Genomic DNA, 15,002 nt, shown 5'->3' with positions numbered 1-15,002 from the left:
TTGTTCAGCACATAGCTTGTGTGTGAAAAAAGATTAGCAGTTATGAACGTCCTTGTTGATGTAGAAGCAGAGGTCGAAGAGGTTGTTGACCATCTGGTCCACGAGATGGTCCTGCTCCGGGCAGGGGGCTTGAGTGTTCACTGTCTTATTTATGATTTTTGCAAATAATACCGAAACAAGTTCATCGTCTTTGTGACTCCAATACTTGGTGGCAGACGCAGCTTTGTTATCAAATCCGTGATAATACATACACTCCTCCGTGAGTGGGGACATCCGGCGGGTAGAAATTCACCTGCCGGTTCATACTTTTGCTATCGGCAGGCGGTGGCAATCACTTTACATGAAATAAATATATTTTTTGGAAATACCTGCAAAATGCCTGCGGTCATTGATTTAATGATATAAAATAAATACAAGGGAGGGGTAGGCGTAACAGTGCCTGCCCCGATACGATGGAATCCATGTAATCTTGTAATAAAAAGTGCCGCCTTCTTACCGAATGGCAGTGCCGGGATGTATCCGATGCGTTTTTCCCTCAGACGAAAGATAATCGCTATTGCCTGCGGAGCTGCAATTATTCCTATTGTGGCTATGTTTATCATTACCGATGTCCTTGAGGATCGGTTGCAGGATTGTATGAAGGATGAGGTTCGTTCCCTTATCGAATCCCATGTTTCGCAGATGACTGCCGACCTTTATGAGGAATGTCGCACCTCAGATCAATTACTTACTGCAGAAACCGAAAGGGCGGCCATGGCTTTGCAGTCCCTGATGGATGACGAAGGAAGTATTCAAGTCTTGAAGAGGGTTTCGGATTGGCCTGTGAATAACCATCGCGACGATTCTGATGAGTTGACCGTTCCGGTTATGACATTGGGGGGCACGGAATTTACCTATTCGAAACGTAAAGGTAAGCCGCTGTCCATGCTGGTGGAAGCGACTCGTATTTCCGGTGCTTATTGCACAATCTTTCAAAGATTGAATCCCGAAGGTGATATGCTGGTGGTGGATACCACGGCTCCTGCCGGGGATTTGAACTGGAAACTGGGTGATATTTTTTATTCTCTGGGTGAGGACGGCCGGGTTGTCACAGCCATTGATGATGTCCTTTCCGGACGCAAGGCTCAAAATTATGGGGCAATGGACCATGGCTCCCGTTTCACCATATACATTCCTTTGAGGGATCTGGATGGTTATGTGACAGGCATGATGGCTGTCTACATGGATGATGATATTTTGCAGGTTCTGCGCAATTCCATGCTCAAAACTTCCATAGGCAAGACCGGTTATATCTGGGTTATCGGCACCAAAGGGGACAGTCGGGGCCGCTATATTGTTTCAAATTCACCCCAGAATGACGGGATGCATGCAGATGAGATAAGCGGCAATAAAGGTTTTGTGCAGGATATCCTGAACCAGGCTATTGAAGCCGGGGAGGGTAAGCTTAACAGTAAAAGTTATGTCTGGAGAACCGGACCGGATGATGAGGGCCGGGATAAGCTTTCTGTTTTTACTTATTTCAAGCCTTGGGGCTGGGTTATCGGTGCCGGGGTGTATCTTGACGAGTATCAGGGCATTACCACCCGTTTGACCGGAGTCCTTGATTATCTGGTGGAGTGGTTGAGTATTACCGGTATGGTACTGCTGGCCATTACCCTTATTGTTTCTTTTTATGCCAGCGGACTGATCGCTGAGCCGCTCAGCCACATGGTGGAACTGGTTAAAGTTATAGCTTCCGGTGATCTGCATAAAGCTCGGGAAACCATTGCGATAGTTGACGAATCATGCCCCAATGCCCGTAGGGCGGTGCGGCATGCCGAGAATCCTGAACTTCTTGATGAGACCGGGCAACTTTACCTCGCGGTTAAGGGGATGGTTAATGTTCTTTTTTCCCTTATCGGACAGGTGCAGCGTTCAGGTATTCAGGTTACCACTTCTTCTACGGAAATTGCGGCTTCTGCACGCCAGTTGGAAGTGACCGTTAACCAGCAGGCTGCTGCAACCACCCAAATAAGTGCCACCAGTGCCGAGATCTCAGCCAATTCCGGCGAGCTTGCCGGGGCTATGCATCATGTCAATGAGGCTGCCTCCAATATGGACAATCTCGCCTTTGAAGGTCAGGACGGTCTCAAGACCATGGTCAGGATCATGGATGACTTGAGTTCTGCAACCATGGTCATTACCGGAAAGTTGGACGAAATCAACGACCGGGCCAATGCCATTGAAGGTATCGTCAATACCATTACCAAGGTTGCGGATCGTACCAACCTTCTTTCCCTTAACGCAGCAATTGAAGCGGAAAAGGCCGGAAAATTCGGTCAGGGCTTTTCCGTTGTCGCGGCCGAGATCAGACGTCTGGCAGATCAGACTTCTGTGGCGGCCCTTGAAATTGAAGATATGATCAGCAACATGCGCAGCTCAGTCGACTCCGGTGTGGATGAGATGGAAAAGTTTGCATCAGATGTCCGGTTCGGTGCTGAAAAGGCGGGTAAGCTGGGTAAAAAACTGGAAGGAATCATGACCGGGGTCCGTGAACTCAATCCCAGAATTGAACAGGTCAACGATGGTATGACCGCACAGGCCGAAGGTGCTGGGCAGATCAGTGAAGCCATGGCCCAGCTTTCGGAAACTGCTTCCGATACTTCTGATGCCCTTTCAGAATTCAACAGAGCGACATCGCAGCTCAATGAAGCGGTTCAGGGCTTGCGCAGTGAAGTTGCGCGCTTCAAGGTGAGTGAATAACCATGCTGGTACTCACATTCAGGATAGGTGAATACGTGTATGGGCTGGAAGCCCGCTCTGTAGCAGAGGTGGTTCCGCCTACTGTCTGCAAGGAACTGCCCCGTTCGCCTGACTTCGTAAAAGGGCTTTTTAATTACCGGGGCATGGTTACTCCGGTAGTGGATCTGTCCATGCTGGCAATGGATGTCCCTTGTGTATCGCGAATGTCCACCCGGATTGTTATCATTGATCTGGCCGATCTTGATACCGGTACTGAGCGGGGTAAACAATATCTTGGGCTGTTGGCTGAGAATATCACCGAGACCCTGAAAGTTACTGATTCTGATTTTGAGGATTCCGGTCTGGAAATCCCCGATGCACCGTGGCTTGGGAGGGTGGCGCGAATAAATGATTGCATGTTGCAATTGCTTAAGCCGCACAAGTTGCTGAGCGAGGAGTTGCGGCAGGTTCTTTTTCCAAAAGATGATTCGGGATCGGTTCAGGAGTAAGGGATGAATGTTGCGCCGTTTCTGAAGATACTCAATCGAGCCGTTGGCTTAGCACCGGAATCCTTGTCCCGTTCCGGTATTGAGCTGGCAGTAAGGGCACGTATGAGAGAGACCGCAACTACCGAAAAGTCATATCTTGGTCTGATACGTACCAGTGATAAGGAATTGGCCGAACTGGTTGAAGAGATTGTGGTCCCGGAAACATGGTTTTTCAGGGATAGCAAACCGTTTGAACTTCTTTTTGAAACTGTTGCCGGGCGTAGTGATGAATTTCGGGTGCTTAGTGCGCCGTGTTCCACCGGAGAGGAACCATACTCCATAGCTATGACCCTCATGGGAGCCGGACTGAAAAAATTCCGGGTTGATGGGGTCGATATCAGTGAACGGGCTTTGAATAAGGCAAAAGGTGCTGTTTACGGTGAAAATTCTTTTCGTGCTGAGCTTCCGATTTATGCTCAGAGGTGGTTCCGTAAATGCGAACAAGGCCGCATGCTCGCCCCGGAGATAAGGGATTCGGTTAATTTTCATGCCGGTAACATCATTGATGGCTGCCTTCCAACAGGCAGATATGATGTGGTTTTTTGTCGCAACTTGTTGATTTACCTTGATGATGGTTCAAGGAAATGTTTGGCGGCATTGTTGAATGAAAAGTTGAAGGATGACGGATTGCTTTTTGTAGGCCATGCCGAGATTCTTCCGGTTTTTAACGATTGGTTCACTCCGGTCAGGAAGCAGGGAACTTTTGCCTTACGTAAGGGTAAACGTAAGGTTGCCACCCTGCTTAAACAGCCAGTCTGTACGCATCAGAAGTGTCCCCCAAATTCTTTCTCAGGCTCAGGAACAACGCTGGCACAAAAAGCATTCATACCCGCACCGGCCTTTAAACAGCCGGAGCCTGACTTCGGGAAAACGAAGGCTGCTGATGTTGAAAAGAATGTGGAAAAGATTGAAAGTGCGGAGTCGCAGCCAAGTTCTTCTATCGGGCAGATCAAAGTCCTTGCGGATCAAGGCCGCACGGCAGAAGCTTTGAGTATGTGCGATGAATTGCTCAAGCAGGCGGTACCGGAGCCGGAATTGTTTCATCTTTGCGGTCTGCTGCATGAGGCCGGAGGTAATATTACCATGGCTGAGGAGCTTTATGGCAAGGCCCTGTATCTCGAACCGGATCATATGGAATCGCTGGTACATCTCGCCCTGCTGCTGGAAAACCGGGGTGATTTGCGTAAGGCTGAGATCATGCGTAACAGGGCCCGTCGGGCTGAAAAAAGGAATGAGGCCGGTTAATGCTTGAATCCTGCTGGAATACAATAGGTTATGCCGGGGATAGATCCTGCCCGGAACTGGAGCGCTGGAGCCATTGCTACCATTGCCCGCATTTTACCAGTGCAGGGCTTTCCCTGCTGGACCGTGAGCCGCCCGAAGGTTATCTGGACGAGAACACCGAAGCCGTAGCAATTGCCAAGGAAGAGGAGCAGATCGAAACATCCGGGGCAGTGGTATTCAGAATTTCCCGTGAATGGCTGGCTCTTTCTTCACAGGTTTTTATTTCAGTTCTGGAAGAGCGCATTGTGCGTCCGGTTCCGCATCGCAACAGCAGGATGTTCCGGGGATTGACCAGCCTTCAGGGACAGATAATTCCGGTTGTTTCAGTGCGGGAACTGCTAGGTCTTGAAGCGGAATATCTTACCGAAGAGGAAAAAGGGTTTCGTGTTTACAGCAGGTTCATCTGCGTGGATCGCGGTTTCGGGCGCTGGATTTTTGCGGTGGATGAAGTCTTCGGGGTCCACCACTATTCGCCTGATGCGCTTATGGATGCCCCGGCTACCGTGGCTAAAGCCCCTGCGGCTTACACCCGCGGCCTTTTTGAAATAGATGGTAAGAGAATTTCTCTGCTGGAAGATGAGCTTCTTTTCGAGGCTTTTAACCGCATTATCAAGTAGGGCGGAAATCAATGAGCAACAGCCGGACAGGGAGAAAATAAAGTGACGCGAGATATGGCGGATCTTTCCATGCTGGAACTCTTTCGCATGGAGGCGGGTAATCATACCCGGGTGCTGGAAGAAGGCGTCCCCGGTCTGGCTGCTGATGTCTCCCCGGAAAAAGTGCAGCCTTTGATTCATGCAGCTCATGCCCTGAAAGGTTCGGGCAAGATTGTGGGATTGGCTGATGCTGTGCTGCTTTCGCAGGCTATGGAAGCCGTGCTGGACAGGTGTTCCGGTTCAGGGGCCCCCCTTGCTGGGCAGACTATTGATGCCTTACTTGACGGGACACGTTTCCTGCATTCCCTTGCTGAGGTTGAAGCAGATGGAATGGACGGCTGGCTTGAAGAAAGGGCCGGGGAATTTAAAGAACTGCTCGCAAGTATTGAATCTGTTGATCTTGAATCTTCCGCAGAGTCCACAATAGAAGCTGATGTTCAAAGCACAGAACAGGAAAGGCTGTTAGAAGAACCGCAAATTAATTCAGAGGAAATTTCAGAACCTGCTCCTGCGCAGGCAGTTGCTCCGGTCAAGAAGGATATCCCCCTTGCCGACCTTTCCATGCTCGATCTTTTTCGCATGGAGGCAGAGAGCCATTCGCAAGCACTGAATGCCGGACTCTTGGAGCTGGAGAAGGATCAGGCCCCGGACAAGGTGGAACCGCTTATGCGTGCGGCTCATTCCATGAAAGGGGCGGCCCGTATAGTCGGGTTGACTGATGCTGTGGCCCTTGCCCACGCCATGGAAGATTTGCTCGTCTCCTGCCAGAAGGGAGAGACTGTTCTCGACTCAGGACAGATTGACCTGTTGCTGGCAGCTACAGATATTTATCGTGATGTATCGCAGCTTGAAACTGATGCCATTCAATCCTTTTTGAGTGAGCGCAAGCCATTCATGGATCAGATGGAAAAGGCTTTGCGCGGTGATGATGAGGCGGCAACTATAGTTTGTGCTGAAGCCTGCCCGCAGAGAATCCCGACTGCAGTGGCCGAACCTGTTCCCGAGTCCAATCCCAATACCGTAGCGGAGATTATTGAAGCTTTCCCGGAGCAGGGCGATTACAAGCAGGCAGTTGCGGTCCCGGCTAAAGAGGTTCCTGCGGCTACAGAAATTCCTGCTCCTGTGCAGGGGGGACGTGCTCCTGAAGATTCCGTGGTCCGTGTTTCCGCTGGAAATCTGAACAGGCTGATGGCCCTTGCAGGTGAAAGCCTTGTGGAATCAGGTAGACTGGGTGAATTTGCTTCTTCTCTTTTACGTCTTAAAGGCGGACACCGGGACCTGATGAAGCTTCTTGAAGAGTCCTGCGAGCGTGTGAAACACGGCGTAGTTGCTGATGATATGGTTGATGATTTAAAGGCTGCAGTGAACGACTGTCAGGTTATGCTGGTTAAGCATATCAATAAATTCGACCTTTATCGCAGACGTAATGACAATGTTTCCGGCAGGCTTTACCATGAGGTAATTGCCAGCCGCATGCGTCCTTTTTCTGATGGTGGACTTGGTTTTCCCCGTCTGGTTCGTGATTTGGCCCGTTCGCTGGGTAAGGAAGTAGATTTCATCATTGAAGGTGAAACCACTTCAGTGGACCGCGATATTCTGGATAAGCTGGAAGCTCCCCTCAACCATTTGATCAGGAATGCGGTTGACCACGGTATTGAGATGCCGGATGAGCGTGTGGCTGCTGGTAAGGCATCGACTGGAACCATTAAGGTGGTTGCCGGACATCGGGCCGGGATGCTTTTTATTGAAGTCCGTGATGACGGTCAGGGGTTGGACCCGGAACGGATCAGGGCCAAGGTGGTTGAGCGAAAGCTGGCCCCGGCGCGTATGGCTGAAGAAATGAGCCGCGCTGAATTGATGGAATTTTTATTTTTACCCGGTTTTTCCACTGCCGGAAAGGTCACAGAGATTTCCGGGCGTGGAGTCGGGCTGGACGTTGTTCACGCCATGGTTCAGGAAGTCGGCGGTACAGTCCGTGCTGATTCAGAGCCCGGACAGGGCATGTCTTTTTCCATGCAGCTTCCGTTGACCCTTTCAGTTATCCGCACTTTGCTGGTCAAGATTGCCGATCAGCCCTACGCCATTCCCTTAAGCCGTATCAGCCGTATTGCTTCGGTTTTTCCGGAACAGCTCAAGCTTGCCGAGGACCGCCAGTATGTATCTCTGGACGGGGCCAATGTCGGCTTGGTGCCTGCGGCCCAGATTTTGGGCGTACAGTCGACCCAAATTGAAAAAGACGGTCTCAAGGTGGTGGTCATTAGTGACCGCATGAACAAATACGGGCTGGTGGTGGATGATTTCCTGGGTGAGCAGGACCTAGTGGTCCGTCCGCTGGATCATCGTCTGGGCAAGGTACCGGATGTGAACTCGGTGGCTATGATGCCTGACGGCTCCCCGGTGCTTATTCTGGATGCCGAGGATCTTGTGCGCTCCATTGATAACCTTCTTTCCGGCGGCAGGCTGGGCAAGGTGGGGCTTGAGTCCGCTGAGAGCGGTCCGGTGCAGAAGATTCTGGTGGTGGATGATTCACTCACCGTTCGCGAAGTGGAACGCAAACTTCTGGTCAACCACGGTTATGAAGTGGATACGGCGGTTGACGGGCAGGATGGTCTCAATGCCGTAATTTCAGGAAACTATGATCTTGTGGTCACTGATGTGGACATGCCGCGTATGAACGGTCTGGAACTGACCAGCAGGATAAAGGGTGACCCGGACCTTAAATCCATCCCGGTAATGATGGTTTCCTATAAGGATCGCAAGGAAGATAAACTTCGCGGCCTTGAAGCCGGAGCAGACTATTATTTAACCAAGAGCAGTTTTCATGATGAAACCCTGCTTTCGGCAGTTGAAGACCTTATAGGCGGGGCTGGAAAATGAGAATAGGTATTGTGAATGATCAGGCTTCAGCGGTTGATATTCTAAAAAAAGTGATTGTTGATGCCGGACACGAAATTGTTTGGATAGCCCATAACGGGGAAAGGGCTGTTGAAAAGTGCTGTGCCGATGTCCCCGATCTCGTCTTTATGGATTTGATTATGCCTGTGCTGGATGGGGCCGGGGCTACACAGGAGATTATGCAGAAATGTCCTTGTCCGGTTCTGATTGTTACAGCCAGCATTGAAGAGAATTCCAACAAGGTCTTCGAAGCCATGGGAGCCGGCGCGCTTGATGTGGTTTCCACTCCCCGTCAGGAAAACGGTTCCATTGAAGGCGCACAAGCGCTCCTCGCCAAAATTTCGGTAATCGGTAAGCTGCGTGGTAATAAACAAGTGAAGGCGGCTTACAGGCCGGCACCGGAAGTAAGGAAGGTTCCACCGCTGCTGGCAATAGGCAGTTCCACCGGCGGACCGTCTGCTTTGGCGACCCTGCTTGGGTCTTTGCCTGAAGATTTTCCGGCTGCCATAGCCATTGCCCAGCATGTGGACGGTAATTTTTCCGAAAATCTTGCCCAATGGCTGGACAGTCAGACCGGGTTGACGGTCGAACTTGCCCGCAGCGGCATGCTTATGCAGGCCGGAAAGGTGGTAATCGCACCCGGTGACCGGCATATGCGCATGGCGCAGGGAGGCATTGTGGAATTGTCCCGAGGGGCCGGTGAGAATATTTACGTGCCTTCTGTTGATGTTCTTTTCGAAAGTCTCTGCTGTGCAGGATTTCCGTCCAATTCAGCGGCAGTACTGCTTACAGGTATGGGGGCCGATGGAGCTCGGGGGATGTTCGAGCTCAGGAACTCCGGGTGGATGACCGTGGCACAGGATAAGGAGTCCAGCGTTGTCTGGGGCATGCCCGGTGCAGCGGTGAAGTTGGGGGCGGCAAGAGAAATATGTTCCATCGAGGATATGGCCGGATTGCTGGTAAGGCATTTTAAAAAACGTTTCAGGAGTTAAGGATGACCGAAGTTAAAGAGCAACTACTCACCGAACATAAGATCAATGTTTTGCTCATCGATGACCAGCCTATGGTAGGGGAGGCGGTACGTCGTATGCTCGCGGGCGAGGATGACATTGATTTCCACTTTGTGAGTGACCCGACCAAGGCCATCCCCACTGCTGAGAAGCTGCAGCCGACAGTAATTTTACAGGATCTTGTTATGCCCGAGATTGACGGCATGACTATGGTCAAGTTCATGCGGGTAAATTCCAAGCTTAAAGATATCCCCCTTATCGTACTTTCAACTAAGGAAGAACCTGCTACCAAGGCCGAAGCATTTGCTCTCGGAGCCAATGATTATCTGGTCAAGCTGCCTGATCGTATCGAGCTGCTGGCCCGAATCCGTTACCACTCCAAGGGTTACATCAACCTCTTGCAGAGGAATGAGGCTTACGAGCAGTTGCGTGAAAGCAGGGACGCGATGCGTAAGGAGCTGGCGGTTGCCGCCGACTATGTTACCTCGCTTCTTCCTGATCCGCTTAAAGAGGGAGAGATTCAGGCTGACTGGCGTTTTATTCCTTCTACATCATTGGGAGGTGATTCCTTCGGCTATCACTGGCTGGATGATGACCATTTTGCCATGTATCTGCTTGATGTCTGCGACCATGGAGTCGGCTCCGCTTTGCTTTCTGTTTCAGCCATGAACGTGCTTCGTTCCCAAACCCTGCCGGATACGGATTTTCTCAAGCCGGACAAGGTTCTGGAAGCTTTGAACGATTCTTTCCAGATGGATCAGCAGAACAATCTTTATTTTACCATGTGGTATGGCGTTTACCGTAAATCCGACCGGACCCTGACCTATTCCAGCGGCGGTCATCCTCCGGCACTGCTTATTGTGGGCAGGGAAGCAAAACAGTTGCGTACTCCGGGGATGATTGTGGGCGGCATGCCGGATATGACCTATACCAGCGATTCCGTGACCGTTGAGCCGGGAGCTCGGTTCTTTCTCTACAGCGATGGTGTTTATGAGCTTAAAAAGGTTTCCGATGGCAAGATGTGGGAGTTTGATGAATTTGCCGGGTTCATGAGAGATACCGGAGGAGAACTGGGTAAGCCAATTGACCAGCTGATAGCTTATACCCGTGAATTGCAGGGCCGTGAGCTTTATGAAGATGATTTTTCCATGGTTGAGTTTGTTTTTGCCTAAATATATCAGGTAATTAATTGGGAATTAAAGAGGACTGATAATGAGTATCCGCAAACAGTTCATAGCCGGATGTGTGGTTTTCTGCATAGCCTTGACCGTATCCATAATGTGGCTGGTTTCAGACTATGCCCGTGAGACCCTGATGGACCAGTTCCGGTCCAAGGCAGAAATCATGCTCCATACCATGAAGGCAGTGCGTAAGCATACCGGGTCGGTAATCCGTCCTAATGCTACGGAGATCCTGCCTAAGAATATGTTTGTTCCAGAGTTGCAGTCCACATCTTTTACCGCCAACGGAGTCTTCGGGCGTATTCCTGATCTTTACAGGCATGATCTTACTTTCAAGACCGCATCCACCAAGCCCCGTAACCCTGACAATCTGGCCACAACTGATGAGGCCCGGATTATTGAGGAGCTTGATGCCATGGCCCGTGAAGGTAAAAGGCCATTTATCGAGGAAATCCGTAATATCAATGGGATAGAGTCTTTTATCGTGGCTGAAGGTGAGTCCAACAAGCCTTCCTGTATGGTTTGCCACGGTGACCCCAAGGATGCTCCCCCGTCCATGAAGAGCAGATATCCGGTTAAGGATGATATGGGCTATTACCGCAAACCGGGTCGTATTGAATGTGCTATGATTTCAGCCATTCCTTTGGCTGCCATGACTGCTGCATCCAATCAGGCTCTAGGAGCAGTGGTCTTCATGGGTTGTGTTTTTATTGCTGTAACCCTTGGCTTTCTGCTTTTCGGATTGAACCTTATTTTTAGCCCTGTCTCCCGCATAACCGACATTGCCAAAGATATTGCTGCCGGGGACCTGCATAGAGCCAGTGTTTCCATCCGCAAGATGAAGAATATGGCCGAAGGGAAATTCTTTGCGGGCAGGATTATCAGGCCGGGCAACGAGATCGGCAATCTGGTGACATCTTTTGAGACGATGGTCTCAGGGTTGTCAGAACTGATCGGGGAAGTGCAGTCTTCCGGTGATAATGTCTCTGTGGCCGGAAATAAAATCAGGTCTACAGCTGAGTATATTGATTCGGCAGTAAACAGGCAGGCTGCTTCGACTAATGAAGTCACCGCTACCAGCAGGCTGATCAGCAAGACTTCCAAAGATTTAGTCGAAGTAATGGCTGATGTTGCCGAAAGCGCCAGTGAATCTGCCCATATGGCCGAGACCCTGCAGGGCAACATCGAACGGCGTGAGCAGTCCTTGATAAGGTTTGTTAATTCTACTGAAAGTGTTGCTTCACGCTTGGCAGCTATTGATGAAAAGGCCAGCAGGATCAATCATATTGTGACCACCATTGCCAGAATTGCGGACCAGACAAACCTTCTCTCCCTAAATGCGGCCATTGAAGCGGAAAAAGCCGGGCAGTTCGGACAGGGATTTTCAGTGGTTGCCCGTGAGATGCGCAGGCTGGCTGACCAGACCGTAATTGCTGCTGAAGATATTGAATTAATGGTCAGGGACATGCAATCCGCCGTCAGTTCCGGGGTCATGGAGATGGAGACTTTCAATCATGAAGTACGCTCAAGCGTTGATGAAGTTGAGCAGATGAGTGCCGATCTTGGACAGATTGTGGAACAGGTTCGGGTACTAAAACCCCGTTTTGTGGATGTTTCCCGTTCCATGGGTGATCAGGCTGACAGTGCGGAACAGATAAGCGATGCTATGTCTGACTTGAGTGAAGCTGCTGCCGGAACCACCGAATACCTTGAAGATTTCAAGCGAACCGTGGCAAGTTTGAATTATACTGTACAGAGTTTGAGCGGGGCGGTTGACGGTTTCCAGACTGTTGAAGACGATTTCTTCAAAGCTGCGGGTGAAAAAAAAGACACAACCAAGTCAGAAACTGAGCCTAATTCGGATAATTAACATAGTTGTAACGACTCCGTCTTAATTCGTACCATTGTTACAGGTAAGGTCCGACCAAAAGGAGATAAATGTGTCAGTTGAGAAAATACTGGTTGTTGAAGACCATAACGATACTATTGAATTGTTGAAGTACAACCTTACCTCTTCCGGTTACGAGGTTGTAACCGCCATGGACGGTCATAAAGCCCTTGATCAGGCTAGAAAAGAAACCCCGGACCTGATCCTTCTGGATCTGATGCTGCCCGGTATAGACGGGCTTGAAGTCTGCCGCAGACTGAAGCAGGAAGTCGCCACTCAGCACATCCCGGTTATTATGCTCACAGCCAAGGGAGAGGAAGTGGACCGGGTCGTAGGTCTTGAGCTCGGCGTTGACGATTATATCGTCAAACCGTTCAGCCCCCGAGAGCTTGTCCTTCGGGTCAAGGCCGTACTGCGCCGCAGTACTGAACAGCCTGAGCCGCGCCGTCCCGGAAAATGGAGCCGTGAGGGCCTTTCCGTGGATTTCGAAGCCCACACCGTGGAGTGCGATGGAGATCTTGTGGCTCTTACCGCTACCGAGTTCAAGTTGTTTTCTGAACTCCTGCAACACGAAGGCAAGGTGCGTACCCGTGACCATCTGCTGGATACTGTCTGGGATACCCATTTTGAAGGTTATTCCAGAACAGTGGATACTCATATCCGCAGGCTGCGCCAGAAGCTTGGACCCTACGCAGATTACATCGAGACTGTTCGAGGCGTAGGCTACCGTTTCAAGCATTCTTAGGGCAGCCCTACCAAACTGCATCAATGGATAAATCTGCACCCGGAATTTCCGGGGGGCTTTGTTGCGTCCTTAAAGTAATCCTTACCTGATTGTCACTTTTAGGCGTTGATTCCATGTTAAGTTGTCAGCGTATTTATTTAACATTCTGACTTTAAGACCAATTATGAACAGCGACCTTAAATTTTCAATTAAGAGCAAGTTATTTATTGCAGTGTGCCTGACAGCTGCTATCTGTGTCAGTCTGCCTCTGGGCTTTGCCTATCATCTGCTGAAGGCCGATCTGATGGAGGACTCACAAAACAGCGTGCGTGATAAGATGGAGCTTGCCAGACGCATCTATAGAAAGAGTGACGGTGCCGGAGTACAGAGCCGTGTAGAAGCTGTGTCCGGCATGCTGGGAACAGAAGTCGGGTATATTTCTGTCGATGGTAAAAAGGTTGTACAGCCCACTTGGGCTGTCGGGGATTCCATCTCATTGGATGATGCTCAAATCAGGAACGCGGAGGGCGTTCAGCCCGGATTGCAGCTGCAGGAAGATCCTCTGGACGGAAAGGAGTTCATGATGGGCGCTGTAAAGGTTTCCCATGGTGTGGAGTCACCGGCGGGTTATCTGGTAATCAGGGAGTCCCTGCACGGGCCGGAAGAAAGAATGGGCATGATTCTCAAGGTCTTTTTCTGGGCGCTGCCTATTGTGGCTCTTGTCTGCTACGGGGTTATCCGTTTTGTGACCATGCAGCTCAGTTCATCGGTAGAGTCCATGGTCCGTACTGCCGAGGCTGTGGGACAGGGTAATTACAAGCGCAGGATCAGGTCTTTCCCTGATAAGGAGTTTATTCCCCTTGCCAATTCCATTAACTGGATGGCTGCGCGTATTGATGAGCACGTCAGCACTATTACCGGCCAAAGGAACAAGATTCAGGCTGTGTTCAACGGTATGTGGGATGGGGTTATGGTTTTGGACGGCAGTTGCCGTATTTTGAGCGTTAACCGTGCCCTGCAAGGAATTTTCCCCGGTATTCAGAATAATTTGGACCGTACTCCTCTGGAAATTATCCCCAGCCCTGATCTTTACGATGCTTGCAGGGAGGTGGTTGGACCGGAAGGACCGGAGGCAACAACAGTGCAGATCGTTCTGCCCAATGGTCGGGTTTACGATGTGAATATCGTCCGTTCTCCGCATACCTCAGAGCCGGGGCAGGGGCCGGGAGCAATCGCCGTATTTCATGATATAAGTGAGATCAAGCGGCTGGAAACAGTGCGTCAGGATTTCGTAGCCAATGTATCCCACGAACTGCGTACACCCCTTACGTCCGTCAAAGGCTATGCCGAGACTCTGCTTTCTGATCCTCCTCCGCCGGAATCCATACAGAAAAAATTTCTGGCAACAATTGAGAAGAATGCCAACCATATGTGCAAGATTGTTGATGATCTGCTCAATCTTTCAAGGCTTGAAAGCGGACATGAAAAGGTTGAGCTCATGCCTATTGATCCTACCGATGCCTTGCGTGAAGCGTGGGAGGCCTGTTCCGGGCTTGCCAAAAAACGAAAGGTCGATCTCAGGCGCAGTTTTGAAAAAGGTGATTTTACTGTAATGGCTGATTCCGGGCAGCTTATGCAGTTGTTCAGGAATTTGCTGGAGAACGGTATCAAGTACGGGCCTGAGGAGAATCCGGTAATTGTTGAGCACCGTGTGCGAGAAGGGCGTTTGCAGCTTGCTGTAATTGATTCCGGGCCGGGGATTCCCGCAGCGGATCAGCCGCGTATATTTGAGCGGTTTTATTCCGTGGAAAAATTTCGGCGTAATGAGTTCGGGTCTACCGGACTAGGCCTTGCCATCTCCCGGCATATCGTTTCCAACCACGGCGGCGAAATATCCGTGCAATGTCCTCCGGAAGGTCATAGACAAGGCACAGCCTTTGTTTTCTCCCTGCCTCTTCAGGCAGTTAGTTGATGCGCTATCGCGGTTTTTAATGAATATATTTTGCCTCCGGCGGCCAAAGAAACTTTTTGAAAAAAGTTTCTCTGGACTCTTCAAAAACTTTTATTAAGGCTTCGCCGCGTTGTTAGTAAAATT

General features: G+C 50.4%; 11 protein-coding genes. 10 read left to right on the top strand and 1 reads right to left on the bottom strand.

The features are described from left to right. Nucleotides 1-33: 33 nt before the first annotated feature. Nucleotides 34-249 carry a hypothetical protein gene (locus ACNI23_RS14725; protein ID WP_015853566.1) on the bottom strand — a complete coding sequence of 72 codons (216 nt, stop codon included), beginning with the start codon at nt 247-249 and terminating at the stop codon, nt 34-36. Between the two features lie 273 nt (nt 250-522). Here ACNI23_RS14725 and ACNI23_RS14720 point away from each other — a divergent pair, with 273 nt between their 5' ends. The 10 genes from ACNI23_RS14720 (at nt 523) to ACNI23_RS14675 (ending at nt 14,879) form a co-directional block, all read left to right on the top strand. After that, nucleotides 523-2,742 carry a methyl-accepting chemotaxis protein gene (locus ACNI23_RS14720; protein ID WP_420249797.1) on the top strand — a complete coding sequence of 740 codons (2,220 nt, stop codon included), beginning with the start codon at nt 523-525 and terminating at the stop codon, nt 2,740-2,742. Nucleotides 2,743-2,744: 2 nt separating this feature from the next. Then, nucleotides 2,745-3,230: a chemotaxis protein CheW gene (locus ACNI23_RS14715; protein ID WP_420249795.1), complete on the top strand. Its 486-nt coding sequence runs from the start codon at nt 2,745-2,747 to the stop codon at nt 3,228-3,230. Between the two features lie 3 nt (nt 3,231-3,233). Next, the gene (locus ACNI23_RS14710; RefSeq protein WP_420249793.1) at nt 3,234-4,514 is read left to right on the top strand and encodes a CheR family methyltransferase; all 1,281 of its coding nucleotides are present in this window, start codon (nt 3,234-3,236) and stop codon (nt 4,512-4,514) included. Next, a complete protein-coding gene (locus tag ACNI23_RS14705) occupies nt 4,514-5,170 on the top strand; it encodes a chemotaxis protein CheW (RefSeq protein WP_420249792.1) in 657 nt (218 codons plus the stop codon). The genes ACNI23_RS14710 and ACNI23_RS14705 overlap by 1 nt, the downstream gene beginning before the upstream one ends. A 42-nt stretch (nt 5,171-5,212) precedes the next feature. Then, nucleotides 5,213-8,086, top strand: coding sequence for a response regulator (locus ACNI23_RS14700; protein ID WP_420249791.1), 2,874 nt, complete (start codon nt 5,213-5,215; stop codon nt 8,084-8,086). Then, on the top strand, nt 8,083-9,096 hold the full coding sequence (locus tag ACNI23_RS14695; protein ID WP_420249790.1) for a chemotaxis response regulator protein-glutamate methylesterase: 1,014 nt from the start codon (nt 8,083-8,085) through the stop codon (nt 9,094-9,096). Before ACNI23_RS14700 ends, ACNI23_RS14695 begins: the two co-directional genes overlap by 4 nt. 2 nt (nt 9,097-9,098) lie before the next feature. Next, nucleotides 9,099-10,286: a SpoIIE family protein phosphatase gene (locus ACNI23_RS14690; protein WP_420249789.1), complete on the top strand. Its 1,188-nt coding sequence runs from the start codon at nt 9,099-9,101 to the stop codon at nt 10,284-10,286. Nucleotides 10,287-10,326: 40 nt separating this feature from the next. After that, a complete protein-coding gene (locus ACNI23_RS14685; RefSeq protein WP_420249787.1) occupies nt 10,327-12,165 on the top strand; it encodes a methyl-accepting chemotaxis protein in 1,839 nt (612 codons plus the stop codon). Between the two features lie 70 nt (nt 12,166-12,235). Then, a complete protein-coding gene (locus ACNI23_RS14680) occupies nt 12,236-12,928 on the top strand; it encodes a response regulator (RefSeq protein ID WP_420249785.1) in 693 nt (230 codons plus the stop codon). 163 nt (nt 12,929-13,091) lie between these two features. Then, nucleotides 13,092-14,879 (top strand): ATP-binding protein, encoded by a 1,788-nt coding sequence (locus ACNI23_RS14675; protein ID WP_420249783.1) that lies wholly within the window; start codon nt 13,092-13,094, stop codon nt 14,877-14,879. The last annotated feature ends 123 nt before the right edge of the window (nt 14,880-15,002 follow it).

The sequence above is a fragment of the Maridesulfovibrio pacificus (SeqCode) genome, assembly GCF_048612815.1.
GTDB classification, from domain to species: domain Bacteria; phylum Desulfobacterota; class Desulfovibrionia; order Desulfovibrionales; family Desulfovibrionaceae; genus Maridesulfovibrio; species Maridesulfovibrio pacificus.
This window is presented reverse-complemented; position numbering and strand designations above follow the sequence as displayed.

Bases quoted from the DNA above. Each gene is read 5' to 3' on its own strand.
- ACNI23_RS14690 (WP_420249789.1), top strand. From the start codon at position 9,099: ATGACCGAAGTTAAAGAGCAACTACTCACCGAACATAAGATCAATGTT.
- ACNI23_RS14710 (WP_420249793.1), top strand. From the start codon at position 3,234: ATGAATGTTGCGCCGTTTCTGAAGATACTCAATCGAGCCGTTGGCTTA.
- ACNI23_RS14685 (WP_420249787.1), top strand. From the start codon at position 10,327: ATGAGTATCCGCAAACAGTTCATAGCCGGATGTGTGGTTTTCTGCATA.
- ACNI23_RS14720 (WP_420249797.1), top strand. From the start codon at position 523: ATGCGTTTTTCCCTCAGACGAAAGATAATCGCTATTGCCTGCGGAGCT.
- ACNI23_RS14715 (WP_420249795.1), top strand. From the start codon at position 2,745: ATGCTGGTACTCACATTCAGGATAGGTGAATACGTGTATGGGCTGGAA.
- ACNI23_RS14705 (WP_420249792.1), top strand. From the start codon at position 4,514: ATGCTTGAATCCTGCTGGAATACAATAGGTTATGCCGGGGATAGATCC.
- ACNI23_RS14675 (WP_420249783.1), top strand. From the start codon at position 13,092: ATGAACAGCGACCTTAAATTTTCAATTAAGAGCAAGTTATTTATTGCA.
- ACNI23_RS14725 (WP_015853566.1), bottom strand. From the start codon at position 249: ATGTATTATCACGGATTTGATAACAAAGCTGCGTCTGCCACCAAGTAT.
- ACNI23_RS14695 (WP_420249790.1), top strand. From the start codon at position 8,083: ATGAGAATAGGTATTGTGAATGATCAGGCTTCAGCGGTTGATATTCTA.